The sequence below is a fragment of the Leptospira mayottensis 200901116 genome (assembly GCF_000306675.2).
GTDB classification, from domain to species: domain Bacteria; phylum Spirochaetota; class Leptospiria; order Leptospirales; family Leptospiraceae; genus Leptospira; species Leptospira mayottensis.
Genome location: NZ_CP024871.1, coordinates 571354 through 597500, shown reverse-complemented (window position 1 = coordinate 597500; position 26147 = coordinate 571354). Strand labels below are relative to the sequence as shown.

The window sequence follows — 26147 nt, the reverse complement described above, 5'->3', positions numbered from 1 at the left end:
GTATGTCCTCTCTCGCATTTTTACTTTTGAGTAAGGGGCTTAAAGTCGGAGGTTACGACGGAAAACATTCGGCGATTGTGGAAAAACTGGTTTTAAATGGTGCAACCGTACTACATAAATCCGATGTTTTAGAAACAGAAAATTACGATCTTGCGGTTTATTCTTCCGCGATCCGATTGGATTCCCATCCTTTGGTGAAAAAATTCAAAGACAGTGGAATTCCTTTAGTGCATCGGTCGGAATTACTTCACCAGGTCATGTCGGAGAAAAAACAAATTTCCGTCGCGGGTTCTCACGGTAAAACGACGACGAGCGCTATGACCGCATTCCTGCTGGAAAAATGCGGGATGTCACCGTCTATAATGGTTGGAGGAGAAGTCGCGTTTTTGGGTGGGAAAGGCGGTTCCTGGGGAGAGGGAGAATGGGGGATATTTGAATCGGACGAGTCAGATGGAACATTCAACAATCATAATGCGGAGATTCGGATTCTTACCAATGTAGACGAAGATCATTTGGATCATTATCAGACTCGGGAGAATCTCCTAAACGCTTTTGCACGTTACATGGAACGTACCTCCCGGAAATTGATCTTGAATTTAGATGACGTCGGAATCCGCGACTCTCTTGCATTGATCCAAGACCATTCTAAAATATTATGCTTTTCTAAAGTTTTTGTTTCCGACGAGATTGCAAAGGATTTTTCGCAAAACTCAGATATTGAAGGAATTAGTACAGGAGACTCAAATATTGCAGAAAACAGAGAATTTCCATCTAACTTAGATAACGAAACGTTACGGACTAGGGAAAAAGATACTTCAGAATATCCAAAAGAGAAAGTCCCGAGAATTAAAACGTTTGGCATTCAAAACAATACGAAAAACGAAGTTTTATCGGGTATCGATTCTTCTAAAATCATATATTATACGATTGAGTCCGGCAGCCTTAGTTTTCGATTTCAAGAAAAAGAATATTCATTTTCTCTTAAGTATCCGGGCGAACACTATTTAAAAAACGCTTTGGCTGCAATCCTGGCCTGCTCCGAGACGGGTGTACCCATTGTGGAACTCGTCTCTCAAATTTCGGAATACTCCGGTGTTAGCAGAAGACTCGAATATCTAGGCAGCAAAAACGGAATCGAGGTCTACGACGACTACGGACATCATCCCACAGAAATCAAGGCTGTGATTCAGTCCATGGAAGGTTTGAAAAAAAACGGAAGGGCGATCATTCTTTTTCAACCCCATCGATATACTCGGACGCAAAATCTTTATAAGGAATTTGCCGAAAGTCTGGATACCGGAGAATCGGTGTATCTTTTACCAATCTACCCCGCAGGAGAAGATCCTATCGAGGGTGTGGGAACCGAACTCATTTTGGATTCTATGAAAGTTCCTGCAAAAATTCTCCCCAAAGAAATTTCCGATGGAATTTTCGCATTGAAAAAATCTCTGAAACCCGGAGATAAACTTATCACTCTAGGAGCCGGTAATGTAAGAGACTGGGGCCTTGCTTTTTTAAAGGATTAAGACACATTCTAAAAATTTTTTATATAAAATCGGTTTCAATCATTCAAACAAGCATCTAACAAAACACAGGAATCCCACAGACTACGTCCCATTGGTTGGTTTTATGGGCTTTCGAACGATCATTTTCGCGATTCAAGCTTCCACTTCCTAAGGTTTGAAGATTGACTTATAAATCAACACAAGCTTAGGACAATTGAATTATAATATTAAACTATTCTAATTCAAAGAATCGATCTTAAATTGAAGGTCTCTTTTTTCTTCTGGGTCGGTTGTCAGTTCTAAAACCTTTTTGTAATCGGCCTTTGCTTCTTCTTTTCGATTCAATTCTTCGTATGCGTTTGCTCGAAAGAAAAGGACCGAAGATAGATCCCCGTTTGGATATCTGGAAATATACGAATTGAAAGTGGCAATTGCAAACTTAAAGTTCCCGACTTCTAAATAAGAAATTCCCAAATTAAATAGTGCATCGTGTTTTTTATCCGTATTTCTTGTATCGTCTGCGTCAATTACTTTCTGAAAAAATTGAACGGCCTTTGTATATTCTTTCGCTTCGAAATAATATACTCCCATTTGAAAGTTGGTCTTGATCCCGTTTGGATCTTTAGCTAATTTTTCGAGATATTCTTTCTCTAAATTTTTGCGAGCGTATGCGTTTTTCAAATATTTAAGAATCATTTTGGAATCCGGCATCCCGGTAATTTTATCGATGAGACTTCCATTCTGATCCAAGAAAAGAATCGAGGGATAGCCTTTGATTCCGTATTTGCGTTTTAAATTCGGAAAGGTATCACCGTCTAAAGAAAGCGTAACAAACTTAGAAAGTTCTAATTGAACTTCTTTTTTAGGATAGATCTCATTCTTCAAAGTCTTGCAGTAACCACACCAATCCGCATAGACATCGATAAAAATCGGTTTTCCATTAGTCTTTGCTTTTTCAAAAGCGGTCTTGACTGATTTTTCCCATTGAATTTCAGCCGAAATTGGCAAACAAAAAATTATACAAAACAAAACGGAAATTGGAAAAGATAAAAATCCGGCACTCTCAAGAGAAAACGTTACGTTGCGTTTAAAAAGCCGCAACTTCAACTTTACCCATAAATTACTTGAATTTGAAAATAAATCCTGTCGGAAATACGACAGTCCCTTGTGATAATTCGGCCTAATTCTCATTTTGGGTGGAGGGGTGGGAAGATTCGAGAGGTTTTTCTTTATCATAAAATTATACATTTACAAGTAAAAGTCACTCTCTTGTGAGGGACTCTCACGTTTGAGTGACTTATCGGAGATGTAAAGTTCTAGTAAATTTTTCACCTCCAATCATAAGATTCTTTTGTAAATTCTTTAGCCAGCGTTTTCTTTCGGAAGAACTCAAAAAATACGGTTGTCGGAGAATCGGAGTCCGGGAAAATTAGAGGCAGATTTTGTAAAGGAAACTCATGGAATTTTTATTACAGTTGGAAAACATTCTAAAAAAAAGAAAGCAGGACCTTCCCGATAAATCTTATACCGCGGATTTGTTCCGGGGCGGAGTGGATCGAATTCTCAAAAAAATAGGAGAAGAAGCCGGAGAGGTAATCATCGCCGCAAAAAATTCTGATAAAAAGGAACTTGCCCACGAAGTGGCTGATCTACTTTTTCATTTACAAGTGTTGCTCGTAGAACAAGAACTTTCTCTGCAGGATATCGTAGAAGAACTTCGTAAACGACACTCTTAGAACGATGGATCTTCCGGAAGTCGTCCTTCCCAAAAAAATTTCCAGTAGAATCGTTCTCTTTTTTTTATTTCTTCTCTATACGGTTCTTTTTTATCATAGCGCCTGGTTGAGCGATGATTCGTTCATCACGTTTCGAGTCGTGGACAACTTTCTGAACGGATTTGGTCTTCGATGGAATCCTTGGGAAAGGGTTCAGGTCTATACTCATCCGCTTTGGCTTTTTTTGTTGATCCCGACCCAATGGATCGTTCAAGATATTTCGGCTTCGGTTTATATTCTATCTTATGCCTGCGGAATCCTTTTTTTATCCGTTTACTGTTTCACTCTCTTGAAATTTCGATACGGTCTCGGATTGATCTTTATTTCTTTGTCAACGTTTTTTTCTTCTAGAATATTCATAGATTATAATACTTCAGGTCTAGAAAACCCTCTTTCATTTCTGCTTCTTCTTTTTTTCGAGATTAAGTTCTATTCGTTGTATTTAAACGGGAAACCAGAAAACACAGCAGCCGATTCCTTCGAAATCGGTTTTTTGGCCGGACTCTTGCTTTTGACCCGCTTAGACCTGATTCTGTTTTTGGCAGTGCCCCTGTGCGTTCTTTTGGGGAAAATTTTCAAGGATCAAAGAATTCAATTTTTAAAATATTCTTTTTTAGGAATATTCATCTGGTTACTTTACTTGTGCTTTTCACTCGTTTACTTCGGTTCCCTTCTCCCGAATACGTTTTATGCCAAGACGAATGTATTATCGTCCCTTCCAGAACAAATTTTAGTCGGCTGGGACTACCTCAGAATCAGCTTAAAATGGGATCCGATCGCTCTTTTTATTTTCGGAATGCATGTCTTTTGGATAATTTCAGAGCCGGTTCTCCGACGATTTACAAAAACAAAATGGGCGTTGTCCGAAAAAGAAAAAGGAATTCTGTTCCTCAGTTTCAGTTCGATAGTTTTCGTGTTTATGTATCTTCTCCAGATTGGGGGAGACTTTATGGCGGGGAGATTTTTGGGCACCTGTCTGATCGTTTCCGTTTTCTCTCAATCTCTTTTTTTAGCCCTTCATTTTGAAAATTCGAAATTGAATATTCAAAAATTATTATTTACTTCAAGTGCGATCGTTTCAGTTTACTTTTTTGCGTATTCTGCTTCGCCCCTACGTTACATATTTCAGAGATCCTTGATTCGAGTGGAAAAAGGAATCGTAGACGAAAGAGCTTCGTATCAGGACAATACTTCTTTAAAACATTGGTTTGAGGGAATCACTCCCGACACCCATCCTTGGGCACAATACGCAAAAAGAATCGCGCTATACAACCCTAAAACTAATCTGAACACCTCGGAATTCCAACGAGTTCAGATTACGACTAATGTCGGATTACCGGGATTTTACGGCGGTCCTGGAATTCACTGGATCGATCTTCTGGGAATCACCGATCCGTTTTTGGCGAGACTACCCGGCAAAGGTTTTCCCGGTCATTATATCCGTCTTTTACCCCAAGGTTATAAGGAATATATCGAAGAGACCGTCGTTTCACTTTCAAATCCGGAACTGGATCGCTTTTATTACGAAATTCGATTGTTAAGCGAAGAAGATATTTGGACGAAAGAACGTTGGAAAGTCATCGTCGATTTTACGTTTTTCGGCGCAGGAAATTTCAAAACCAGATTCCCAAAGGGATTTTTTTATCCATTCGATTTAGATACATATCGCATTACTCTGTACGGACTTCCTTTTAAGAATTGGAAAGACAAAGATTTGAAATTGAAGTTGTCTCAAGAATATTTTGGGTCCCAATCAACGGAAATATTCAAAAGCAGAAATCCATTTTGATACTCTTTTAAACGGAATAGAATCTTATCGGAAATAAATTGTATTGTTTGAGTTAAAAACCCATTCCAAAACCTTAAACGCATATCAAAACGTGATAGTTCAATTGTTTATGGACCTTTAAACATACTTTTTCGTGATTCAATTCTTACAGTCGTTTCCACATCTTACTCATAACCATAAAAATTGGTACCCAGTATTTTATGCTGAAACAGAACTTTATAATAAAAATTTACTCTATTCAATTCTATAGGGGTCAGTAAAATTTTAAGATGATCTTTTAATGAGATTGCGGTCCGGGACTTGTAGGAGCTGTACTCGTTTCGCCGGAAAGAATCCGACTGGGAAGTTTACAGAATTGATTACATCGATCCATACATTGCCGTTGTTTTGCGCTTCTATAGCCTATAATTGGCAAGAAGATAGAGGTAAAAGGATACCATTCTTCCATACAATTTGTCTGACACTTGGCAAGTAGTTGAGTACAAGCATACTCGTAAGAAAATTTGGATTCTTGATCATGAACGAGTTCAAAACCTTCCGGAGAAAATTCGGTCCGCTTTCTTTCCTTGGTAAGCCGTGCTCGTTCCACTTGTGTAAGATTAGCATCTTCCCCCGTGGGAAAGGCATCGGGAGATGGAACTTTTTTCACATTTTTTTGATTCGGATTATCCCAATCAACTCGAATCAAACAATCTATGGTTAAAATCGAAATGCAAAAAAAACATATTAAAAAAAAACGTAAAATGAGTTTTGAATCCATCGGAAAAACACTACAATAAATTTTCACAAAAAGCTGCCAAAAAGCTACTCAAATTCGACTTAAAATACTTTTAGAACCTGTTCAACTTGCAAAGATTCCAGGAAATAAATTTCAAAAATCGGAAATTCAAAAGAAAAAGGATCGATTTGAATCTCTTACGAAAAAGAGTAAGGTTCGTATGAGAATTTTCCTTTTTCTGATCTGGATCGGATGGATCCTTTCCTGTGCCTCCACCGGACGCGAGGGAGAAGTAATATTAGGAAACTCCCCTCGTTTTTTAGCGCCGAAACAACTTAATAGAACTCCTTTCGAGGGTTTTCCGATCGCCTTACCGGAAGATGTCGGCTTGGATTCAACTCCCCTACTTCGTTTATCAAAATCCATTCGTGAAGAAGAACTCGAAGTCCGTTCTCTTCTGATTGTAAAAGACGGAAAATTGGTTATGGAACGTTATGCGGGAGGTGTTACCCGCAATCACAATCACAGCGTTTATTCGGTTACAAAAACCGTTACATCCACTCTACTCGGAATTTTAAATTTCGAAGGAATTCTAAAAACAGTAAACGAGCCGGTGATGAATTCTCTTCTTTCCCTTGGAAACCTACCTTTTCCTTTGCTCGAAGGCAAAGAGTCTCTTCGGCTCAGAGACGTTCTTCAGATGGCATCCGGAATGCGCTGGTCAGAATTTCAGGAACGAGAAGATATTAGGACCGCAGAAGATCCTCTCGTAATCGCATTATTACCCGAAGTGAAGGACAAACCGGGAACTAAATTCGACTACAGCAACGGAGATTCCCAACTTGCCGCCGCGGTTTTGGAAAACAAAGCAGGTATGACACTGCTCCATTTTGCGGAAAATACTTTATTCTCTTGGCTTGATTTTAAAGGTTATGAATGGTACACATCTCCTTCGGGAAGACAAACCGCCGGTTTCGGTCTAAGACTGAGGCCGATCGATATGGTAAAATTCGGAATCCTGTACTTAAACAATGGAAATTATCAACGTAAGAAAATCCTCAAACTTGATTGGATCAAACAAGCGATCAAACCAGGAGCCTCACAAAACTACGGTTATCAATTGTGGACGCACCAATTCGAAGGGAAAAAAACGTTTATGGCAAACGGAAAAGGAGGTCAGTTCGTGTATGTAATCCCTCATAGAAGAATGGTGATCGTGACCACCTCCGCAATTTGGGACAAGCCGATTCATTTTCTTTTGGACAAAATTCTTGCAAGTGTAAAGGAATCTTTGGATTCGAAGCAAAAGAAAAAAAATCCGGAAAAAGAAGCCGAGTTTTTAAAGGAAATTCACGAAGCATCGCTCACGGTCGGAAATCCTGCATTTTGGAAGGACCTAAATGAACCTCATCTAATTTATCATAAAAAATGAATATTCCAAGATTCTGTTTCTTTACGGCGGAAGGCAGTCAGAGTTTTCTAAAACTACAAGCCGGATTTCGACGTTTTTTTGTTGAATGCTAAAATCCGAATAGCCGCCGCCTTTCTACGATTTTGAGTGGTCTCCCGACTTAGTTTCACTTTCTCCACCAAATGAGAAGTGGCGGTCGTCGGATGCCCCGAAGTGAAAGGAGGAGCTGGGTTGTATTCGATCATAAGTTGAATTTCTTCAGCAAGTTCAGTTCCAAAAAGTTCAGCAGTTAAAAAAAGGGCAAAGTCGATTCCCGCAGTAACCCCACTCCCGGTGATCCGGTTACGATCTTTGACAAAACGTTCGCCAGAAATCTGAACCGGAAACAATTTTAAAACATCCAAGGAAAGCCAGTGAGTCGTCGCCTTATATCCGTCGAGAAGGCCTGCCGCAGCAAGTACCAAAGAACCTGTACAAACCGAAGTGATAAATTTTGAATTTTCCGTTTTTGTTTTGAGGAAGTTTAAGACTTCAAATTCTTCCATAAGAAGGGTAGTTCCGGCACCTCCCGGTACGAGTAAAATGTCGAAATCGGGGCAATTCGAAAAATCATAGTCTGGGATCCATTTCATTCCCGATTCCGCCACAATCGGTTCCTTCGATTGAGCAAATAGAAATATCTTTACGTTTGGAATTCTTGAAAAAACTTCATAAGGCCCCGTAAAATCGAGTTGTGTGACATTCGAAAAGATAAAGATCCCGATGGAAAGATTAGAACCTGACACAAATTCCGAGCGTAAATATTTTAATACGACTTTCAAGTCATTTTTGATTTTAGAATTCCTTGATGCAAAAACTTCGGGGGGAAAAAAAGTAAGTACGTGAGTTATGATAAGTATCTATTCTTAGATGTGGGAGATACGATTCTTCATCTGAAAAAATCTGCCGGTGAAACCTATTTTGAAATCCTCGTAGAAGCGGGGTTTAAAAAGGAAAAAAATGCGCAAGAGTTCTACAGGAAAGCATTCTTAGAATCATGGCATAAGATGCACGAGAATTCTCCGCCCGAACATAGGGATAAATATCAATTTCATCCGGGAGGAACTCAAGGTTGGTGGAAGGAATTACTCGCAGATTTTTTAGAAAGAATTCCGGACCGCGTTTCACTTGAAAAAGCGTTTCCGATCATCTATAACAAATTTGCGGATCCCGAACTTTGGACCGTAGATCCGGGATTTTGGAAACTCAAGAATTATTGTAAGAACGAAAATTGGGGACTCGGAGTAATTTCAAATTGGGATCACAGACTTAGAGCACTTTTAGAAGCAAAAGAAATATCAGAATATTTAAATCCTATAATAGTCAGTGCCGAGTTCGGATACGAAAAACCCTCTCCAAAAATTTTCGAAGAAGCAATGCGTTTGGTGAGGCTTTCTGGAGATTGTCTGGTTTATTGCGGAGACAAATACGAATTGGATGTTGTAGTTCCTAGATCCTTAGGCTGGAGATCCTATCTAAAAAATAAAAAAGGAGATTTGGAATCTCTTTCGGAATTAATTCGATTTTTATAGAAGCGGAACGGATTCTTTTCTATATTTAGAACTTGTTCTAAAGCCTGTCCAACAACCCGCAGAACATCGTGAACGACTCACAACATAGTTGTGAAATCAACACGATCTTTAGAGAACGTTATTGTTTGAGTTCAAAGAGTGTTCAATTGAAATAAGTGCCTCATTTTCTATGGATCGTTCGGTAAGGAGACGCTTAGTTTCTTCGAGCGCCAATTGAAGTCGACGCTTTAGTGTCACAAAACGAAAGAGTTGCCTCACAGATTCGTCTCTTTGTAAAATTTATAAGTTTCTAAATCGTTTTTTCATCGCTAAATTAGCAGTAGTTCTTACAATTCTAAGATTTTACCGATCCCTATCAATTGAGTACTATAAATTTTTATTACAAAGCCCTGTTTCAGTGCAAAACATCAGGTGCTCTGTTATACGATTTCGAGTAAGACAAACTTTCAATAAAATTTATCGGGTACGAATTCCACTCAGATGCCGATTGATGAATCATCTTTATCCAGTTTATAATTATTGTATAAAGAAATTTTTATTTATTATCACAAAAGTTTTTTTTGAAGTTCAGACTAAAACAAACTTCAAATCGATCTGAAGATAAAATCGAATCGGCCTTATCCTAAAAAAATACAAAGCTCATAAAAAATAAGATTCAAAAATGAGAATTATACTTGAGAAAGAACGACGATCCCGTAGAAGAGTTGGAATTCTTTCGATTCAAGGACAACTATGAACGAAATTTTATCCAATTACAATCACCCAAGATTCAAAACGGACGATCTGGCAGGACACTATGAAAGTTGGTTTGTCAGAGCCAATAATCCTAACGCGTGTCAGGCGGTATGGATTCGTTATACGATCTTTTCGCCGAAAGACCATCCCGAAAAGGCAATCGGAGAACTCTGGGCCATTTATTTCGACGGAGAAAAAAATACTCATTTCGTATCCAAGTCGGAATTCCCCATCGAAAAATGTAAGTTTCATTCCATACCGTTCTCCGTTAGGATTGGAGATTCTGAACTTTCGGATTCATATCTTTTAGGAAAAGCGGGAAACAACAAAGGCCCTGAAAAGTTTTTCTGGGATCTAAAAATTTCAGGCGGCAGTGCCGCACTTTTTCTTTTTCCCGAAAATTTGTATGAAGGAAATTTTCCAAAAGCGAAGGTATTAGTTGGAAATCCTAGAGTAAAAGTTTCTGGAAGTTTAAAACTCGGTTCCCAAGAAATTCAAGTTCAAAATTGGATCGGAAGTCACAATCATAATTGGGGATCCAAACACACCGATCAATATGCTTGGGGACAAGTTGTCGGTTTCGAGGAAGAAGCGGATTCTTTCTTGGAACTTGCCACCGCAAAGTTAAAGATCGGACCTATATGGACTCCGGCAATTACCCCAGTCGTATTTCGGTTTAAAGGTAAGGATTATAAACTCAATCATCCGTTCTTAAGTTTCGGTAGGGCGAAGTATCGCTATTTCGATTGGAATTTTGTGGCAAACTCAAGTGAGATTCAAATTAGAGGAAGAATCCACGCAGAACCTCAAGACTTTGCCTGTCTTCAGTACTGGAATCCGCCCGGCGGCTGGAAATATTGTCTGAACAGTAAAATTGCCAACACGGAACTTTTTGTGAAACGAAAGGAAGATCTTATTTATTCGAAACTGACTTCGAATCGTAAAACGGCTTTTGAAATTCTCACCGACGATTTTTCTCATGGAATGAAACCGGAAGTTTAAAAATGAAACCCAGAGCTTTCTGAATTTATTTTCAATTTCGCTTAAGAGCACATTCCAAAACCTTGGGATGTGGAACTACTACGTTTTGTTACACACTCACTTGAATGATAATTTCTTTTAAAGTTTTGGAATAAGTTATAAAATGCTGATTCTTAAACAAAGAACAATAACGTGGAAACAGTTTTCGGTAAGGACATTACGATCTAACTTAACGGTAAGAAATATTCATTTAGAAGCACAATTTGACAAAGGACGAACAAATTATGTTTCCGTTCTGATAAGATCTTACGATTATATCAGGGGACTTCTATAAAATCCAAAAATAAAAATTCTCCGGCCGAATTTACGTCCGGCGGTTCTCATTCAATGAAAAATTCATTTTACAGAGGTTCCCTCAAAATTCAAATTTTCTAATTCACCGATCTCATCTGGTTCTTGATAGGAAACTTTCCAAAGCCTTGGTTCTAAAAGAATGAAAATCCCCAGCACTTTCGAATTTACAAAACTGAAGAACCTTTTCTGGGATCTCGCCGTATTTAGCCTCTTCATTGTTGATCTTAATCATCATATCCGCAAGATAGATAGGATAAATATAAGAAATGTATTCCTCTTCGACGGTCAGAGGCCTGTGATGAAATTCCATCGCTTTTGCATATAAATCCGGAAAGTTCCATTTCTCAGCGATCAACGCACCAACTTTCGTATGAGTAATTCCTAATGCTGCTTCTTCCATCGATACGGCAGATGCGATCTCTTTGGACGCGGAGATTTTACCGATATTTTTCATCGTTCTTTCTTCCAAGGAAATAAGAATAATTTCTCCTATGTCGTGTAACAACGCGGCGGACATAAGATTACTGACAGCATCCTTGGGAAGCTCGGTCCTTGATGCAATCAGCTTACAGTAGAAAGCACATTGATTGGATTTTTCCCAGATCGAAAGAAACACAGGAAACTTGTTTTCGAGAATCTGTTTGGTTCCGAGAGAAAATAGAAGTTGGCTGAGTTCTTTGAGACCAATCAGTTGGATCGCCCTGTCCAAGGTTTCCACTTTGTTCGCACGAATAAAGGCGGCTGAATTTGCGAGCTTAAGAATATTCGCGGAGAGAGCTACGTCCTTTTTGATGACTTCCGCAATCTGAACAATGGAAGAATTAGGCTTTTCTATCATCGCTTGAATATCTTGGATCAATCTTGGAAATGTCGGCAGTCCGTCGATGTTCCTAAGGATGTCCTGTGTTTGCTGAAGTTGAAGATTTTCTTTCGTGACACTCAAAGGGATATCTATGATTACGCTCGTGTTATCTCCTTGACTTTCGATTTTGTAAGACGTCTCGGAAAGACCGTCGTTCTTCAACATCATCAAGGACATCACAAGTCCAAGTCCCGCCCCTTCGGTCTCGTCTCCAGCTTCCAGGAAGGCTTCGGCGAGATCGTTATAGAGTTTTGCCTTTCCGATTCTTTGATTGATTCTCTCTACCTCAGTCAGGCTGAGTTTTACATTATTCATCACTCGGATCCGAATCATATCCTTGTTATAAACGAAAGAGACCAAAACTACAAAGTTGTTCTTAAAAAGAAGTTCCTCATATTTTTCCTTGTTATCCAAATAGTCCTTTTTAAATCCTAAAATTTTTTGTTTGTAGGTTTCAGGATTGTGAATATCCGCTTTTAATTCCCGGAAATAAATCCGCTTGACGTTCGCCTTGATCGAGTTGGCGATCGTTTCCTTAAGAGTTGTAAAAACGGAGTCTCTTACGTAAATGATATCTAATTGAAGCAGATAACGATCCAAGGTTCTACTGATGATAGAGTCCACGTCTTCAGTGAGATTATGAAATCGATAATGAACGGGAGAGTTTTCCAGAACAGGATGATCCAAATCCTTAAGATTGCTATAAAGTCCAAGATCGCTGTGATGATGGAACTCTAAAGTTTTATTTTGACTCATATTCGATGATTCTTTCGTTTATGTTCCGCTCTTGTCAAGTGATCTGAATTTCTAAGAAAAAATTTCCAACCCGTTCCACTTTAAAAACTCATGTCAAAAACCCACGTTCATTCCGACAAGAGTTTGCTTTGATAACGATTCCTTTGGTACGATCTCAAAAGAAGAAAACAACAGAAATTCTCCCTCTATGAATTCATTCGGGAATCCTTACGTTGATTTATGTTCCATCAAGACAAACGAGGATTTTTGACATAAACTTCGAAACTCTTTATGCTTGCTTCGTTTGATTCCGAAGCTCTAAACGTAGATCGAAACTTTCGTCTGTTCGTTTTATTCTTCCCATAAAACAAAAACGTTAACCGTTCTTTTCTGACTCTTGTCGCATTATAAAATTTGGATATAACGTTTCATATATACGGAATTCGCCACTTTCCGTGCGGATTAAAAACCGGCAATTTGTCCTTAAAAACAAGAAGATGGAGAATCGTAACTGCTTCGATAGATACCCGCTCAAAGAACAAGTTCGGACCTTATAAAAAGAATTGCTTTCCGAGTCCACAATGGTAGAATAAGCCCGCCCGACTTTGACCGGGTCCGTCCCCGAAAATGAATTTCTGAACTACATGAGGAGCTTATTTCGATGCCAACTATACAAGAATCTCCGGTAAAATTACCGTATTCTGATCTTACTCCCACTCTTCCGTCCATAGACAAAACGGAGATCGAACGAGTGTTTCATCTCCAAAAAAAACATTTCCATAAGGTGATGAAATTGACCACGGCGAGTCAGCGCATTCAGCGATTGAAAAAGCTGAGAGAAGCGATTTTTAAATATACTCCCGAAATCGAAAAAGCGGTAAACGCCGATTTCCGTAAGAACGAAAGAGAGGTGGACATCACGGAAATCATGCCTTCCATTTCGGAGATCAACGATGCGATCAAACACGTTCGCAGATGGATGAAACCGGTAAACGCCAAAACTCCGGTGACCCTTTTCGGTGCCAAAAGCCAGATCCTTTACGAACCTCGCGGAGTCGTTTTAATTATTGGACCTTGGAATTATCCGTTTTATCTTACCTTTGCTCCCCTCGCAGCTGCAATCGCCGCAGGAAATACGGTCCTAATCAAACCTTCCGAATTTACTCCGGTTACTTCCAACTTGATTCAAAAAATTATAACCGAAGTGTTCCCGAAAGAGGAAGTCGCCGTTTTCGAAGGAGACTATCAAGTTTCCGGTGCGCTTATGGAACTTCCTTTGGATCATATCTTTTTTACGGGAAGCACTCAAGTAGGAAAAATCGTGATGACCGCGGCGGCAAAACATCTTACCAGCGTTACACTTGAGTTAGGCGGAAAATCTCCTGCGATCATCGACAAAAGCGCGGATATCAAAAAGGCCGCTAAAAAACTCGTTTGGGGAAAAGTGTTGAATGCGGGACAAACCTGTGTCGCTCCCGACTATCTGCTCATTCCCAACGACCTTATCAAACCTTTCGTGGAAGAGGCAAAATCGGTTATAAAAGAATTTTATGGTAAAGACGGAAAAGCCCTCAAGGAGAATCCGGATTTCTGTAGAATCGTAAACGATCGTAACTTCAATAGGGTTTCCGGCTACATACACGAAGCTGTAGAAAAAGGTGCTAAGATCGAAATGGGAGGCGAAACGGACGCTTCTCAAAATTACATCGAGCCTACTCTCCTCAGTAATGTACCAGAAAATTCGAATATTATGGAAGATGAAATCTTCGGGCCGATTCTTCCTATGATCCCTTATACGAACCTGGACGAGGCGATTGAAAAGATCAATTCCAAGCCGAAACCGCTGGCCCTTTATATTTTCGGTAAAAAGGAACGTCCGATCAAAAAGATTCTAAAGGAGACTTCTTCCGGAGGAGTTGCGGTCAATGACGTGATTCTTCACCTCGTAAATCCGTATCTCCCTTTTGGAGGAGTCAATCATTCCGGTCACGGAAGTTACCACGGTTATTTCGGATTCAAGGCGTTTTCTCACGAACGTTCCGTTCTCCGTCAAGCCGCTTTGAGTTCGATTGGACTGATGTATCCGCCTTATACGAATTTTGTGAAACGACTCGTTACCCTAACAAAGAAGTTCCTCGTTTGACATCGTAGATAATACTTAGAAAGTACAGGGTGCAATTTTCATTTTGAAACGCCGAGGATTTTTGAAATCCCTTGAAGTGATGTTTGAGATTACTTCAAGGGACTTTTTAAGTATTAGTGGATAGGAGTTTACATACACTTCCACTGATTCTAAAACGTGAGAACTACTGCATTTGTTACGAATTTATCGAATGATTGCAACCGATTTCTTTTAAGTTTTAAGATAGACTCTAAAACCCTTTTACGATAAAAAACTCGTATTTTTTTTAGATACAAAGACCAAATCCATAAAGTATAATAGTCTTTTTATAACTCTTTTTAAGCAGAACGAGCGCACCTTTAACGAAAACACTCGTTCGTATCAAAAAATTAGGCCTCGAATTTCAGGTGTTCTCGACAATCAGCAAACTACGAAGCATCCAGGCGGTTTTTTCATGAACCTCCAATCGCTGGGTAAGAAGGTCTAAGGTCACTTCGTCCCCTCCTTCGTCTGCAGCAGGAAGAAGGGAACGCGCTGTTCTAATCACGGTCTCGTGCCCGCCTACCAGATGGCGAACCATATCTTCCGCGTGAGGAACTCCTCCTTCCTCATGAATTGAAGTCAATTTGCCCAATTGATGGGACGAACTCGGAGCGTAAAAACCCAACGAACGGATCCTTTCGGCGATTAGATCGATGGAAAGCCAAAGCTCGTTGTATTGAGTTTGAAACATCAGATGAAGAGTATTGAATTGTGGACCGGTTACGTTCCAGTGATAGCTATGCGTTTTAAAGTATAAAATGTAAGTATCGGCCAGAAGTTTTTGCAGTCCTGTATTGATGGTTTCTCTATTTTTTTCGGATATTCCGATATCTATGTCTTTCATATTTAGACCCCCCGTTTTATAATAGACCGAAAACATAAAAGAACAAGAAAAAACTTACAGCTCGTTCCAAAACCTCGCACCCATTTTGAAAAGGATTTACTGATAAAATTATGGTTCAAGATACGATTATAATTTTCTATAAAGAACTTGTCCCAAAATCTTAGAATTGTAAGAACCCCCCACTCATTTAACGGTAAAAGACGATTTAAAAATCCATAAATTTCCCCAAGGGAACGTAGTCCTTGGAAACTACGTTTTGTCATTGGCGACCAACAATCGTGGTTTTTCTTTAGATTTCCAAACAGACTTAAAATGAAAAAGAGCGGTGGATCACCGCTCAAATTTACTTCTTTTTAGAATTATATGCACGAATCGCAGAGAAAATTTCCTCCAACTCTTCTTCCTTCATATAAGGGAACAAAGGATAGTTGAGAACCGAAGCACAGATTTTTCCCGTCGTGTGTTTATCTCCAAATTTTTCTTTGATATAAGATTTTGCACCCGGCTGATCACTCATAGCACCGGGATAAATATTGCCGAAGCCGATCTCTTTTTCTTTTAGAACATCTTGAATTAAAGAACGTTCTTCCGCAGCAGCAAGAGTCACATTACAATATCCGTTCTCCTCGTAATCTTTAGGTGGATGAATCACTCGGATTCCAAGATTAGGGAGTATTTCATAATATCTTTGTGCGATTTTTCTACGCGAAACGATCCTTGCTTCAAGATGTTTCAAGTTGATATTAAGAAAAGCGGCTTGTAAAGTATCCAATCTAGAATTCCAACCCACGTCTCCGTAGGCATAATGAGAAATTCTTCCGTGATTGGCGAGCATTCTCACCTTGTTTGCGAGTTTCTCATCGTTCGTAAAAACCGCACCTCCATCGCCTGCACCACCTAAAACTTTAGCAGGATAAAAGGAAGTAGTTGCAATCAACGCGTCTTTGTAGATAGACGTCCCTCTGTATCTCACACCGTAACACTGAGCACCGTCTTCCAATAGAGGAATTCCTTTCAATTTACAAAGCTTACGAAAATCCTCAAGACGGGCAGAACCCCAACCGTAAAGGTGAACGATTATCGCCGCCTTCGGTTTGACCTTTTCCAACGCTTTCTCAAACACGGTAAAGTCCATCTGAAGATCATCCGGATCGGTATCGACAGTGTAAGGATCGGCTCCTACGTTTACGACTGATTCAAATGTCGCCCAAAAGGTGGAATCCGGAAGTAATACAGCATCCCCTTTTCCGACTCCCAACGCACGAAGCGCCAATTGAAGAGCGTCCGTTCCATTTGCGCAAGCTACAGAATAATTAGTTTCCGCTTGAGATGCGAGATTTCTTTCTAAAAGAGAAACTTCTTCTCCGCCGATAAAACTCGCATTCTTACTGAGAATCTTGACCTTTTCTTCCCATTCCTCCAGCAATCCCGGTTCAAACCTTTTGATATCGATAAATGGAACGCCCATTCGGCTCTCCTAACTTTTAAATTTGCATATAATAATATTCTAAAATATATTTGTTTTCTCTTCGAGTGATCTTCTACTTTGAAGGAGTTATTCTTTTTTTGGACACTGTCTTTTTTTTCAGAGCCGTTTTTCCTGCCGAGGTTGTGATCAATTTTAAATTCTCTTTAAAAGAAGGATTTACTTTCAGAAGAACCTTTTCGTCGAAAACCATTGCGGCAACTTCCTCATAACGACTCACCGGAAAAAAAGACATTCCCTTTTTTACATAATCCGGAATTTCTTCTAGATGTTGGAGATTATCTTTTGGATAAATGATTTTATAAATTCCGACCCTTTTTGCCGCTACGATCTTTTCACGTAAGCCTCCAATCGCAAGAACTTCCCCCGTAAGAGTGAGTTCCCCAGTCATCCCGTAACCCGCCTTCACTTTTATATTCAAGGCAAGGGAAAGAATCGCGGTCGCCATTGTGATTCCGGCAGAGGGGCCGTCTTTCGGAGTTGCCCCGTCCGGAACGTGCAAATGTATCATTCTATCGTTAAACAATTCGTCCTTATTTAAAAAATTTTTAATATAACTCAAGGCGATGTTTGAAGATTCTTCCATCGTTTTTCCGATCATCCCAGTAAGAAGAATTCCTCCCTTTCCTTTTACGAAAAGAGCTTCTATAAGAAGTGTCGCTCCTCCGACAGAAGTCCACGCGAGACCGAGCGCGGTACCGGGAACCGAAGTACGAACCATTCTTTCGTTCGTAAACTTTGGAACTCCTAAAAACATTTCAAGATTTTTTTCGAGAATAACTTTCGGGAAGGGCTCCTTCTTTACGATTTTCATCGCAATCTTACGAACGAGCTTATCAGTGACCTTTTCCAAACCGCGAACTCCAGATTCTCTCGAATAAGAATCGATCAAAGAGACCACCGCTTTCTTATCGAACTCAATTCCGTAAGAAGTTACCCCGTTTTTCGCAAGAACCTTTTTCCAGAGATATCTCTGAAAAATTTGCACCTTTTCGTCCGTAATATAACCCGAAAGATTAATAATTTCCATCCGATCCAAAAGAATCCTGGAGATAGAATCCAACGTATTGGCGGTCGCGATAAAAAACACATTCGAAATATCGAATGGAAGATCCAGATAATGATCCCTGAAATTCTTATTTTGTTCTGGATCCAAAACTTCCAAAAAAGCGGAAGCCGGATCCCCTTGAATGCCGGCCGCAAGTTTATCGATCTCGTCGAGCAAGATAACGCAATCTTTTTCTTTCGTAATTCTAAGAGCAGAAATAATTTTACCGGGCATAGAACCGATGTAGGTTCTTCGATGACCCTTGATTTCGGCTTCGTCCCTCATTCCTCCGACGGAGAACCGAAAAAATTTTCTTCCCATAGCTTCGGCAATGGACCTCGCAATCGAAGTTTTCCCTACACCCGGAGGTCCGACTAATAGAAGAATCGTTCCTTTTTCATCGCTTTTCAATTTTTTGACCGCGAGAAACTCCAAAATCCGATCCTTCACGTCCTCAAGTTTATAATGATCTCTGTCCAAGGTTTTTTTAGCCTTGTCCAAATCGATTTCTCTAGCAGGTGCGGGCTCCCAAGGGAGGGATTCCAGAATGTCCAGGTAATTTCGGATAACGTTATAATCTCCGGTATTCGGATCCGCATAAGAGAACTTATCCAATTCTCTACTTACTTCCTCAATGACCTCGGTATCCGCACCGATGGATTTCAGTCGTTCCAGAAATTTTTCGTATTTTTTTTCGAACTTATCATCCTTGATTCCGAGTTCGTTCTGTATCGCCTTGAGTTGTTCTCGCAGGAAGAATTGTCTTTGTTGTTTGTCGATTTTGTCCTGGATTTGATCGGAAATTTCTCTTTGGATGGATACGAGCTCGATTTCTTTTTTTAAAAAGAGAAGAACTTTTTCGATTCTTTCCTTAAGAATATTAGATTCGATGACAGATTGATATTCCTCTTTTTCAAGATTAAGAATCGAACAAACAAAGTCCGCCATTTTTCCAGGCTCATTTACATTAAGCATGGTAAGTTTCATTTCTTCCGTAAACAGCGGATTATTTTGTGCGAGTTCTCTCGTCATGACGAGCAAAGTTCTCATCATCGCTTTGATCGTGTTTTTAGGCGCTCCGGGCTCTTCCTCCGGATAGGAAACCTTGGCGATCAAGGGATCTTTACTAGTATAGGAATCGATTTTAAAACGACGAATTGTATTGATGAGAATATTGACCGCATCGTCGGGTAGATGTACTTTTTTTAAAATTTTAGCGACGACGCCGAACTGGTAGATGTTTTCGGAGGTTTCCTTTTCGTTTTCCTCATCCTTCAAAAGAACGAGTCCCAAAAAAGAATTTCCCCTGAGAGACTGCTCTACAGCCTTTGCAAACTTACCGTTAGGAACAATTAAAGGTGTGATGATACCCGGAAATACCGGTCGAGATTTAATAGGAACTAAAAAAAGTTCCGGCGGTAAAATCAAGTCCAATGGAACAATTGAATTCTCTTCAATACCCGATAAATCCTCTAAAGGCTCCAAAAGACCTCCTTAAATCTGAAAACATTCCCGGAGAACCGGATTTTGTCCAGGTTCTTATACCGGAAGAGATTCTCAAATCAAATCCGATCCATTTTGTGCTGAAAAAACCTCAAAAGCCTGAAGAACTTTCCCTTCGAATCAATCTTCAATAAGTATTGCAAACAAAAATGTTTTCTTCCAGTAAGCGTCTTTTCATTTCTCTCATTTTTTTAATGGATCGAAAAACACTATTTGTGTTTTTGAATGATGACCTCTAAACGCCAAATTTATAGAAACTCCTATCGATTTTTCGCGTATACAAAAAAATCAGTTCATTTCCTACCATCGTTTAGCTTATAACTTGATAAGACTTATTGCATTAAACCAATTATAGTTTTTATAGCATATGAATCAAACTTTTGGTTTACTCTGGATGTTCGCGGCAATCTTACTTTTCGCATCTTGTTCTCAAGCTGAGCGAATCAACATCGATACTTCTTCAACAACAGGGCTTCTTTTCCAAGGAGGAATTGCCTTGGGACCCGGACCCAATAACCAGAGTCAGGATCAGGGTGATCTTGAAAGCTCCGAACCGAAAGAAATCAATTCCTTTCGCTTTCAAGCCTCCAATCATTTTTTTACGACCGACTTTGTCGGAGAAATTTCCGGAACCTTAATTACGGTCCAAGTTCCGTTTGGAGCAATTTATCGTCTAAAGGCAACTTTTATAAGCACCGGAGTGAACGTCGAAGTAAATGGTGTTCCTCAAACAAGCGGTCAAACTGTGAACAATTTTTCGTCTCCGGTAATATATAGAGTGACTGCAACCGACAAGAGCGTTAAAGACTATACTGTTCAAGTTATCCCTATATTTCGTCTAACGGATGCAGGACAAATCAATTGTTTTTTTACCTTCTGCAATGACGATCCTGGCCAAGACGCAGATTATTCAACCGGAGTTCCCAAAACCTTTCAGTCTAATATCGTTTTGTCTGATTATACCACCCAACCGGTAACGATCGATAGACAAACTGGGCTTACCTGGAAATACTGCGCCGCCGGTCTTAATAATGCCGCTTGTTCAGCATATAATAATTATAGTTATACACAATCGGATGCGGTAACCTACTGTAATAATCTGAATCAGATTAATGCAGGACTCGGATATGCTGGAATTCGCAACTGGAGACTGCCGGAAATTGAAGAACTGATGACTCTCAGCACGCATAAAACCCCGAGTACAACATATATTGATCTTACAGAGTTTCCGTTTGGGGATGGAGAATTCTGGTCAAACACAACCAATATGTCCAATACTGCCGAAGCCTGGGGATTTGATTTTACTTACGGATCAAATAACTCTGCAAATAAGTCGTCGAGAAATATGCTTGTTCGTTGTGTATCCGGCGGTACGATACCTGTCCGTAGTTTTTCCGATTTCAATAACGGAATCGTTAAAGACAACCTTACGGGTTTGGTTTGGCAAAAATGTTCCGTAGGACAAACCTGGTCACCCATATCTTCTTTATGCAATATAGGGAGTATAACTTCTCACAATTTCATTTCGGCTTTAAGTATATGCAAAAATTTGAATTTAGATGGTCGCACTTGGAGGCTCCCCAATGTACACGAGCTGAGAAGTTTATTAGATTTTCCTTCTACAACGAGTGCAAAAATCAATCGTACTTTTTTTCCGAATACTCCCGCAGCATCGCAATATGTTACGAGTAATTCCATCCCGGGTTCACAGATTTTTAGAGTGAGTTTTACAGATGGGGTGATTAACACCGCCAACTTAAGTACTCCCAATTACGTACGTTGTGTCAGCGACGATCTCTAATTCCATTCTACTCCAAATGAAATTTTGTAGGCCGAATTTGTATTCGATCCCAGTGGAAATCTCGAATTTATTCTTAGAGTCCGTCCCAAAACTTTAAAAAAGATCAGTTATAGTTCAGTAAGTTAGTAATAAAATAACGGGAGCTCCCACAGATCACGTCCCCTTTGGTAGTTTATGAACTTTCGAACAGTCTCTTCTTTGTTCAATTCCTGAGAGTTACAACGTTAGACAGATTTTGCAAACTCAAAAATGAGAACGAGATTTTAAAAAGGTTCCTAGATAATTTTCCGATTTGTAAGTTTACAATCGTTATGGATCTGTCGAATTGAATTAAAAATCAATCTTGTCATCAGTTCTTACCACCAACATTCTACTCAAGACTATGAAATTGTAAAGGCGCGAATCATTTTCAGACGTACTATGCAAAGTCGCCGAAGAAATACATTATGCAACCGTTTTTCTACGTTATATTCCTTTTTACAGAAAATCGTGTAACCGAAATCGTTTCAAAATCTGGCAAAATGGTGTATTGCACATAACGAGGAAAAAAATTTTATGCATGCACTTCGATGAAATTTTAAATGTGATGGAAAAATAAGAAGCTTCCTTTTCTGGGGCGGTCTTCGTCCGGTTCCGATCACCGATGTAAACGATAATGCGGATTGCACAAGATCACGGCTCACGTGGAGGATTTGGCAAAATAACATCCCGGCGGCGATCAATCTTTTGAGCAAAATCTATTTTGAATTTTGTTGAGAGGATTAGTTTGTCCTTTCTTTGGATCCAGGAACAGCAAGGTCCTTTCATAACGAAATACTTTTTCAGGATTGTATGGAAACGACGCATTTTGTTCTATGCGCACCCTCATTTCTGCTCAATGAACTGCTCAGAAATGCGATCGTCCCCACAAGTCTAAAATTTAAAGATCGAAAGATAAACCTATTCTAATTTTTTCATAACATTCAATTCATATAATTCCGATATATATAATATTATGATAAATGATTTCTCACTTTCCGAACAAGCTTGTTCCCAATCCTTTCAATATATTCAGTCTTCTTTCTTTAGATCCGAAATTCGTTTTTACGACGATTTGTTTCGCGAGATAATAGATTTTGAAGGTTTATCTTTAGTGCCCAAGCCAAGTCCAAGTCAGAAAGAACCTTAAATGATCTTTCAAGGTCCTTAGAGATGGCAGTTCTTCTTTTACAAACCTAATCGATTTTGTGAACAAAAATACAAGATCAGATCATCTTTAAAAACAAATTCTAAGATGACATAATATGTAAAATACTATACGAACTTTTAGCCTTTTCCCCACACACGTGGGGTTGAACCGACTTTCAGGAGTTTTTTTCCTACGACGTATTTCTTTTCCCCACACACGTGGGGTTGAACCGTATTGGGATAAGATAACTGTTAAGCTTAATCACTTTTCCCCACACACGTGGGGTTGAACCGCAGAAGAGGCAAAAGAGAGACAGGCTGCAAAACTTTTCCCCACACACGTGGGGTTGAACCGACATGAACCCGTCGAGAGGTTTTGAGTATCCCCTTTTCCCCACACACGTGGGGTTGAACCGACATGAACCCGTCGAGAGGTTTTGAGTATCCCCTTTTCCCCACACACGTGGGGTTGAACCGGGCGAGGGCTACACTCCTGAGCAGGTAGAGGACTTTTCCCCACACACGTGGGGTTGAACCGTGACAGCTATTAAAGAATTGTCATTAGGATTACTTTTCCCCACACACGTGGGGTTGAACCGTTTGTTTATAAACGCAGTTCCTGAACTAATAACTTTTCCCCACACACGTGGGGTTGAACCGACAATGTGGCCAGTGCTTTGTTATGGAGTTGGCTTTTCCCCACACACGTGGGGTTGAACCGATGATCTTTTCCCCGTCAGTTAACCCGAACCCCTTTTCCCCACACACGTGGGGTTGAACCGTCGGCAACCGGTTTTTCGTTAAAGTAAATCCACTTTTCCCCACACACGTGGGGTTGCATTAAAAGTTACAGAGAATAAAATTTATCTTTGTTTGAGATGCCCCCGTTTTTAGTACCAGTGTAAAGTGTCAAAATCCACTTAAGCAGAGCGTCTTAAATATTCCTCCGGAGTAAGTCCCCCAAGAGAACTATGTGGCCTTTCAGAATTATAGAAATTTCTCCAATCCTCGACAAGGCGCTGTGCTTCTTCAATATTCTTAAACCAATTTTCATTTAAACATTCGTTTCGCATTTTTCCGTTAAAGCTCTCGATGAAGGCATTCTCAGTAGGCTTACCCGGCGTAATAAAATGAATATCGACTCCTTTTTCAAAAGCCCATCGTAAAAAAGCTTTTGATGTGAATTCGGGACCGTTATCCACAACGATTTGTTTTGGCAGGCTACGGACTTCAGATACTTCATTCAAAATTCTTACTAATCGTTCCGAAGTGATTGAGAATTCCACCTGCGTTGCCACGGCGAATCGTCCAAAGTCATCGATGATATTCAATATTCTGAATTTTCTTCCCGAGTAGAGTGAATCCGACATGAAATCCATCGACCACCTTTCCTCCGGTTTCTTAGGAACAATCTTTGGAATCGCAGGTAACGATACTCTCTTTCGTTTCGGTTTGATTCGGTATTTTAAGCCCAATGCTGAATACAAGCGATAGATTCGTTTATGGTTTACTCGTTCTTCTTGCCGAATAAAATCATGAATCTGTCTGTATCCCGCCCTTTTATGCTTATACGCTAAAGTGAGAATTCGATCCTTCAATTCCATGTTTTTGTCCTGAAGCCTGGAACGATGTCGAAAGCCGGTTCTGGAGATTTGCAAAAGACGGCAGGATTTCCGTTCTCCAAGCCGCGTTTTGATTAACAGGAGCGCCTCTCGTTTCTGCTCACGGCTCACCACTTTTTTTCGAGTAACATCTTGATCGCTTCATTTTCTAAAGCTAACTCTGCATACAGTTTCTTTAGCCTACTGTTTTCTTCCTCTAAAGTCTTCATCCGTTTTAGATCGTTTAGTTCTAACCCGCCGTATTTCGAACGCCAACGGTAAAAAGTGTTACCACTGATTCCGTATTTACGACAAAGTTCAGGAGTCGATATCCCTGATTCAGATTCCTTTAGAATCTTATGAATTTGATCTTCACTGAAACGTTTTTTCATGTTTTCCTCCAAAATTTTATGTTCTTGAGAGGATTTCAAACATTCTAAATGGTTCTAAATTCGGGGGCTAGGTCATGTTAAATTGAGAATTTTTACAACGTAGAATCCATGAATTCAACTTTAAGTTTTTAATATTCCTATTTTGTGGAAATTTCACTTTCGCAAAGGTGAATGATGGACTTAGGAATTACGATCGGAACATAAAGAATATATCTTAAAAGTCCTTTGTTTAATCTCGAAAAACGAAGTTTCAAAACGGAATAATACTATTTAGAAGCCAAAAAGTTTGAAAAAGAGAAGTGGTAAACCAAAGATAATGATGATTTACTAATTTATAGCATATTGGAAATGATGAAATTGATATGCGGAATTTTATTGTCGTTTTAATTTTTACCGTATTTACTTTTTCCGGTTTATTGGCGAAAACTTCCGATTTCAACGGCGAATGTAAACCGAAAGAATGGATCTGTATTCTTACCCGCAACGAAAATAACAAAGTAGAATTTTACGTTCAAAACCAAACACCTTCGGGAGAATATCCTTTTATAATTTATTTTAATTTCTCGACTTTGAATAACTTCGAGGCCGATGTCCCTCTACCATATCGTTTTGTTTCCAAAGGCAGTTCGGAACCGAAAAAATTTCTCACGATCAGTCCGATCGACTCTCGCAAAGAACGCTCTTACAACTCAAACATCTATGTAAAAGCAGGGGATGACGGTTCCAAAGCGAGAAACCTTCCTTATCGTTTACCTTTTGAATCCTCTTCCAGAGTCGGGCAAGGATACAACGGAAAATTCACACATACGGGAATATTCACTTACGCGCTTGATTTCACTCTTTCAGAAGGAAGCCCCATTCTCGCCGCAAGAGAAGGACTTGTGATCGCAATACAAGACAAATATCAATCTGGAGGAACTATTTCCTTCTACAAAGACAAAGCAAACTTTATCCAGATTCTACATAAAGATGGAAGCATAGCAGAATACGCTCATTTAAAACACAAAGGAATTTCAGTTCAAATCGGACAAATCGTCCAAACGGGAGAAAGAATCGGCTTTTCCGGAAACACTGGCTTTAGTAGCGCTCCCCATTTACATTTTCACGTTTTAAGACACAAGGCAGATCTTCAAACCTTAGAATCGGTTCCCATTTCTTTCGAAACCGACGAAGGAGTGTTAGACGAGCTTAAAGAAGGTGTAGTTTATTGGAATCCTTCGAACACCTTGCCGGCAGGCAAAATTTTCTTCGAAGAAGATTTAAAAATTTGCTCCGAATTTATTCAAAAGAAACTTTCCGAATGCGAAGAAAAATTCAATCCGCAAAAACGACCGATTCTTGCACTTGAGGTGAGAAAACCAGGAAAATATGATCTGAAAGTCGAAGTATGCAATCCAGATTCGATCTGCAAAAGAATCGATTGGACTCTTCAACCCGAGTGGAAATCCTCCGTTTCCTACTTCGACTGGAATTTGTTTCCCGGACAACCCGGCAAATATAAAATTCAAGTCATCAACGACATCGAAATCATCAAAACCTGGATCGTTGAACGTTAGTTAGGATATATTAATCTGCGATTGAAAAATTCCATAAACCGGCAAACTATAAGAAATACAATTTTGAGTATCTTTCTATTAGTTACTACATTGTGTACATCAAAAAAACGGAATATGGATCCTCAAAATCAACGATTACACCGACTCAA

At 39.6% G+C, this 26147-nt stretch carries 18 protein-coding genes, 1 pseudogene and 1 CRISPR repeat array (1 of these 20 running past the window's edge); of the genes and pseudogenes, 11 read left to right on the top strand and 8 right to left on the bottom strand.

The genetic code is table 11. The features are described 5' to 3' along the window. Positions 1-1526: the 3' portion of a UDP-N-acetylmuramate--L-alanine ligase gene (locus LEP1GSC190_RS02720; protein ID WP_036037318.1), read on the top strand. Its footprint begins 58 nt before the window's first position; 1526 of the gene's 1584 nt are visible here — the last part of the coding sequence; its start codon lies beyond the left edge, outside the window; it ends in the stop codon at positions 1524-1526. A 216-nt stretch (positions 1527-1742) separates the two neighbouring features. Here the strand turns inward: LEP1GSC190_RS02720 and LEP1GSC190_RS02715 are convergent, their stop codons facing one another. Beyond that, positions 1743-2696, bottom strand: coding sequence for a tetratricopeptide repeat protein (locus LEP1GSC190_RS02715; RefSeq protein WP_420844301.1), 954 nt, complete (start codon positions 2694-2696; stop codon positions 1743-1745). Between the two features lie 266 nt (positions 2697-2962). Between LEP1GSC190_RS02715 and hisE the strand changes: the two genes are divergently transcribed. Beyond that, positions 2963-3241: a phosphoribosyl-ATP diphosphatase gene (gene hisE / locus LEP1GSC190_RS02710; RefSeq protein ID WP_036037317.1), complete on the top strand. Its 279-nt coding sequence runs from the start codon at positions 2963-2965 to the stop codon at positions 3239-3241. 4 nt (positions 3242-3245) lie between these two features. Next, positions 3246-5069 (top strand): hypothetical protein, encoded by a 1824-nt coding sequence (locus LEP1GSC190_RS02705; protein ID WP_002746372.1) that lies wholly within the window; start codon positions 3246-3248, stop codon positions 5067-5069. 277 nt (positions 5070-5346) lie between these two features. Here the strand turns inward: LEP1GSC190_RS02705 and LEP1GSC190_RS02700 are convergent, their stop codons facing one another. Then, positions 5347-5829 (bottom strand): LIC_10730 family protein, encoded by a 483-nt coding sequence (locus tag LEP1GSC190_RS02700; protein WP_036037315.1) that lies wholly within the window; start codon positions 5827-5829, stop codon positions 5347-5349. A gap of 178 nt (positions 5830-6007) precedes the next feature. On the opposite strand from LEP1GSC190_RS02700, the gene LEP1GSC190_RS02695 reads away from it, so the two are divergent. Beyond that, positions 6008-7219, top strand: coding sequence for a serine hydrolase domain-containing protein (locus tag LEP1GSC190_RS02695; RefSeq protein ID WP_002746410.1), 1212 nt, complete (start codon positions 6008-6010; stop codon positions 7217-7219). Between the two features lie 53 nt (positions 7220-7272). On the opposite strand, the gene LEP1GSC190_RS02690 is transcribed toward LEP1GSC190_RS02695, so the two are convergent. Continuing rightward, on the bottom strand, positions 7273-7983 hold the full coding sequence (locus LEP1GSC190_RS02690; protein ID WP_338034136.1) for a DJ-1/PfpI family protein: 711 nt from the start codon (positions 7981-7983) through the stop codon (positions 7273-7275). A gap of 96 nt (positions 7984-8079) precedes the next feature. Between LEP1GSC190_RS02690 and LEP1GSC190_RS02685 the strand changes: the two genes are divergently transcribed. Beyond that, positions 8080-8769, top strand: coding sequence for an HAD-IA family hydrolase (locus tag LEP1GSC190_RS02685; RefSeq protein ID WP_002746444.1), 690 nt, complete (start codon positions 8080-8082; stop codon positions 8767-8769). 732 nt (positions 8770-9501) lie between these two features. After that, positions 9502-10506: a hypothetical protein gene (locus tag LEP1GSC190_RS02680; RefSeq protein ID WP_002746495.1), complete on the top strand. Its 1005-nt coding sequence runs from the start codon at positions 9502-9504 to the stop codon at positions 10504-10506. A gap of 424 nt (positions 10507-10930) precedes the next feature. Here the strand turns inward: LEP1GSC190_RS02680 and LEP1GSC190_RS02675 are convergent, their stop codons facing one another. After that, the gene (locus LEP1GSC190_RS02675; protein WP_002746416.1) at positions 10931-12457 is read right to left on the bottom strand and encodes an HDOD domain-containing protein; all 1527 of its coding nucleotides are present in this window, start codon (positions 12455-12457) and stop codon (positions 10931-10933) included. Positions 12458-13097: 640 nt separating this feature from the next. Here LEP1GSC190_RS02675 and LEP1GSC190_RS02665 point away from each other — a divergent pair. Then, positions 13098-14579 (top strand): aldehyde dehydrogenase family protein, encoded by a 1482-nt coding sequence (locus LEP1GSC190_RS02665; RefSeq protein ID WP_002746360.1) that lies wholly within the window; start codon positions 13098-13100, stop codon positions 14577-14579. Positions 14580-14961: 382 nt separating this feature from the next. Here the strand turns inward: LEP1GSC190_RS02665 and LEP1GSC190_RS02660 are convergent, their stop codons facing one another. The 3 genes from LEP1GSC190_RS02660 to lon form a co-directional block, all read right to left on the bottom strand. Continuing rightward, a complete protein-coding gene (locus LEP1GSC190_RS02660; RefSeq protein WP_002746371.1) occupies positions 14962-15444 on the bottom strand; it encodes a Dps family protein in 483 nt (160 codons plus the stop codon). Between the two features lie 343 nt (positions 15445-15787). Beyond that, positions 15788-16912 (bottom strand): DegT/DnrJ/EryC1/StrS aminotransferase family protein, encoded by a 1125-nt coding sequence (locus LEP1GSC190_RS02655; RefSeq protein ID WP_002746418.1) that lies wholly within the window; start codon positions 16910-16912, stop codon positions 15788-15790. A 73-nt stretch (positions 16913-16985) separates the two neighbouring features. Beyond that, on the bottom strand, positions 16986-19463 hold the full coding sequence (gene lon, locus LEP1GSC190_RS02650) for an endopeptidase La (protein WP_036037311.1): 2478 nt from the start codon (positions 19461-19463) through the stop codon (positions 16986-16988). Here lon and LEP1GSC190_RS02645 point away from each other — a divergent pair. The 3 genes and pseudogenes from LEP1GSC190_RS02645 to LEP1GSC190_RS20960 all read left to right on the top strand — a co-directional run. Then, on the top strand, positions 19412-19615 hold the full coding sequence (locus LEP1GSC190_RS02645; RefSeq protein WP_002746497.1) for a hypothetical protein: 204 nt from the start codon (positions 19412-19414) through the stop codon (positions 19613-19615). The genes lon and LEP1GSC190_RS02645 overlap by 52 nt on opposite strands. A 233-nt stretch (positions 19616-19848) precedes the next feature. Next, positions 19849-21282, top strand: a complete 1434-nt coding sequence (locus LEP1GSC190_RS02640; RefSeq protein WP_036047797.1) for an Lcl C-terminal domain-containing protein — start codon at positions 19849-19851, stop codon at positions 21280-21282. A 665-nt stretch (positions 21283-21947) separates the two neighbouring features. Continuing rightward, positions 21948-22198: pseudogene (locus LEP1GSC190_RS20960) on the top strand (phosphomethylpyrimidine synthase ThiC); the annotation flags it as partial. A gap of 394 nt (positions 22199-22592) precedes the next feature. Continuing rightward, positions 22593-23292: direct repeats of the CRISPR family, unit length 29 nt; unit sequence CTTTTCCCCACACACGTGGGGTTGAACCG. Between the two features lie 77 nt (positions 23293-23369). Here the strand turns inward: LEP1GSC190_RS20960 and LEP1GSC190_RS02635 are convergent. Next, positions 23370-24442, bottom strand: a protein-coding gene (locus LEP1GSC190_RS02635) for an IS3 family transposase (RefSeq protein ID WP_420844300.1) whose coding sequence is annotated in 2 segments (ribosomal slippage) — positions 23370-24205 and positions 24205-24442 — 1074 coding nt in all. Because the reading frame shifts where the segments join, the coding sequence is not laid out codon by codon here. Positions 24443-24804: 362 nt separating this feature from the next. On the opposite strand from LEP1GSC190_RS02635, the gene LEP1GSC190_RS02625 reads away from it, so the two are divergent. Further along, the gene (locus LEP1GSC190_RS02625) at positions 24805-25998 is read left to right on the top strand and encodes a M23 family metallopeptidase (protein WP_117344618.1); all 1194 of its coding nucleotides are present in this window, start codon (positions 24805-24807) and stop codon (positions 25996-25998) included. Positions 25999-26147: the final 149 nt, after the last annotated feature.

Bases quoted from the DNA above. Each gene is read 5' to 3' on its own strand.
- LEP1GSC190_RS02715 (WP_420844301.1), bottom strand. From the start codon at position 2,696: ATGAGAATTAGGCCGAATTATCACAAGGGACTGTCGTATTTCCGACAG.
- hisE (WP_036037317.1), top strand. From the start codon at position 2,963: ATGGAATTTTTATTACAGTTGGAAAACATTCTAAAAAAAAGAAAGCAG.
- LEP1GSC190_RS02705 (WP_002746372.1), top strand. From the start codon at position 3,246: ATGGATCTTCCGGAAGTCGTCCTTCCCAAAAAAATTTCCAGTAGAATC.
- LEP1GSC190_RS02700 (WP_036037315.1), bottom strand. From the start codon at position 5,829: ATGGATTCAAAACTCATTTTACGTTTTTTTTTAATATGTTTTTTTTGC.
- LEP1GSC190_RS02695 (WP_002746410.1), top strand. From the start codon at position 6,008: ATGAGAATTTTCCTTTTTCTGATCTGGATCGGATGGATCCTTTCCTGT.
- LEP1GSC190_RS02680 (WP_002746495.1), top strand. From the start codon at position 9,502: ATGAACGAAATTTTATCCAATTACAATCACCCAAGATTCAAAACGGAC.
- LEP1GSC190_RS02675 (WP_002746416.1), bottom strand. From the start codon at position 12,457: ATGAGTCAAAATAAAACTTTAGAGTTCCATCATCACAGCGATCTTGGA.
- LEP1GSC190_RS02665 (WP_002746360.1), top strand. From the start codon at position 13,098: ATGCCAACTATACAAGAATCTCCGGTAAAATTACCGTATTCTGATCTT.
- LEP1GSC190_RS02660 (WP_002746371.1), bottom strand. From the start codon at position 15,444: ATGAAAGACATAGATATCGGAATATCCGAAAAAAATAGAGAAACCATC.
- LEP1GSC190_RS02655 (WP_002746418.1), bottom strand. From the start codon at position 16,912: ATGGGCGTTCCATTTATCGATATCAAAAGGTTTGAACCGGGATTGCTG.
- LEP1GSC190_RS02645 (WP_002746497.1), top strand. From the start codon at position 19,412: ATGGAACAATTGAATTCTCTTCAATACCCGATAAATCCTCTAAAGGCT.
- LEP1GSC190_RS02640 (WP_036047797.1), top strand. From the start codon at position 19,849: ATGAATCAAACTTTTGGTTTACTCTGGATGTTCGCGGCAATCTTACTT.
- LEP1GSC190_RS02625 (WP_117344618.1), top strand. From the start codon at position 24,805: ATGCGGAATTTTATTGTCGTTTTAATTTTTACCGTATTTACTTTTTCC.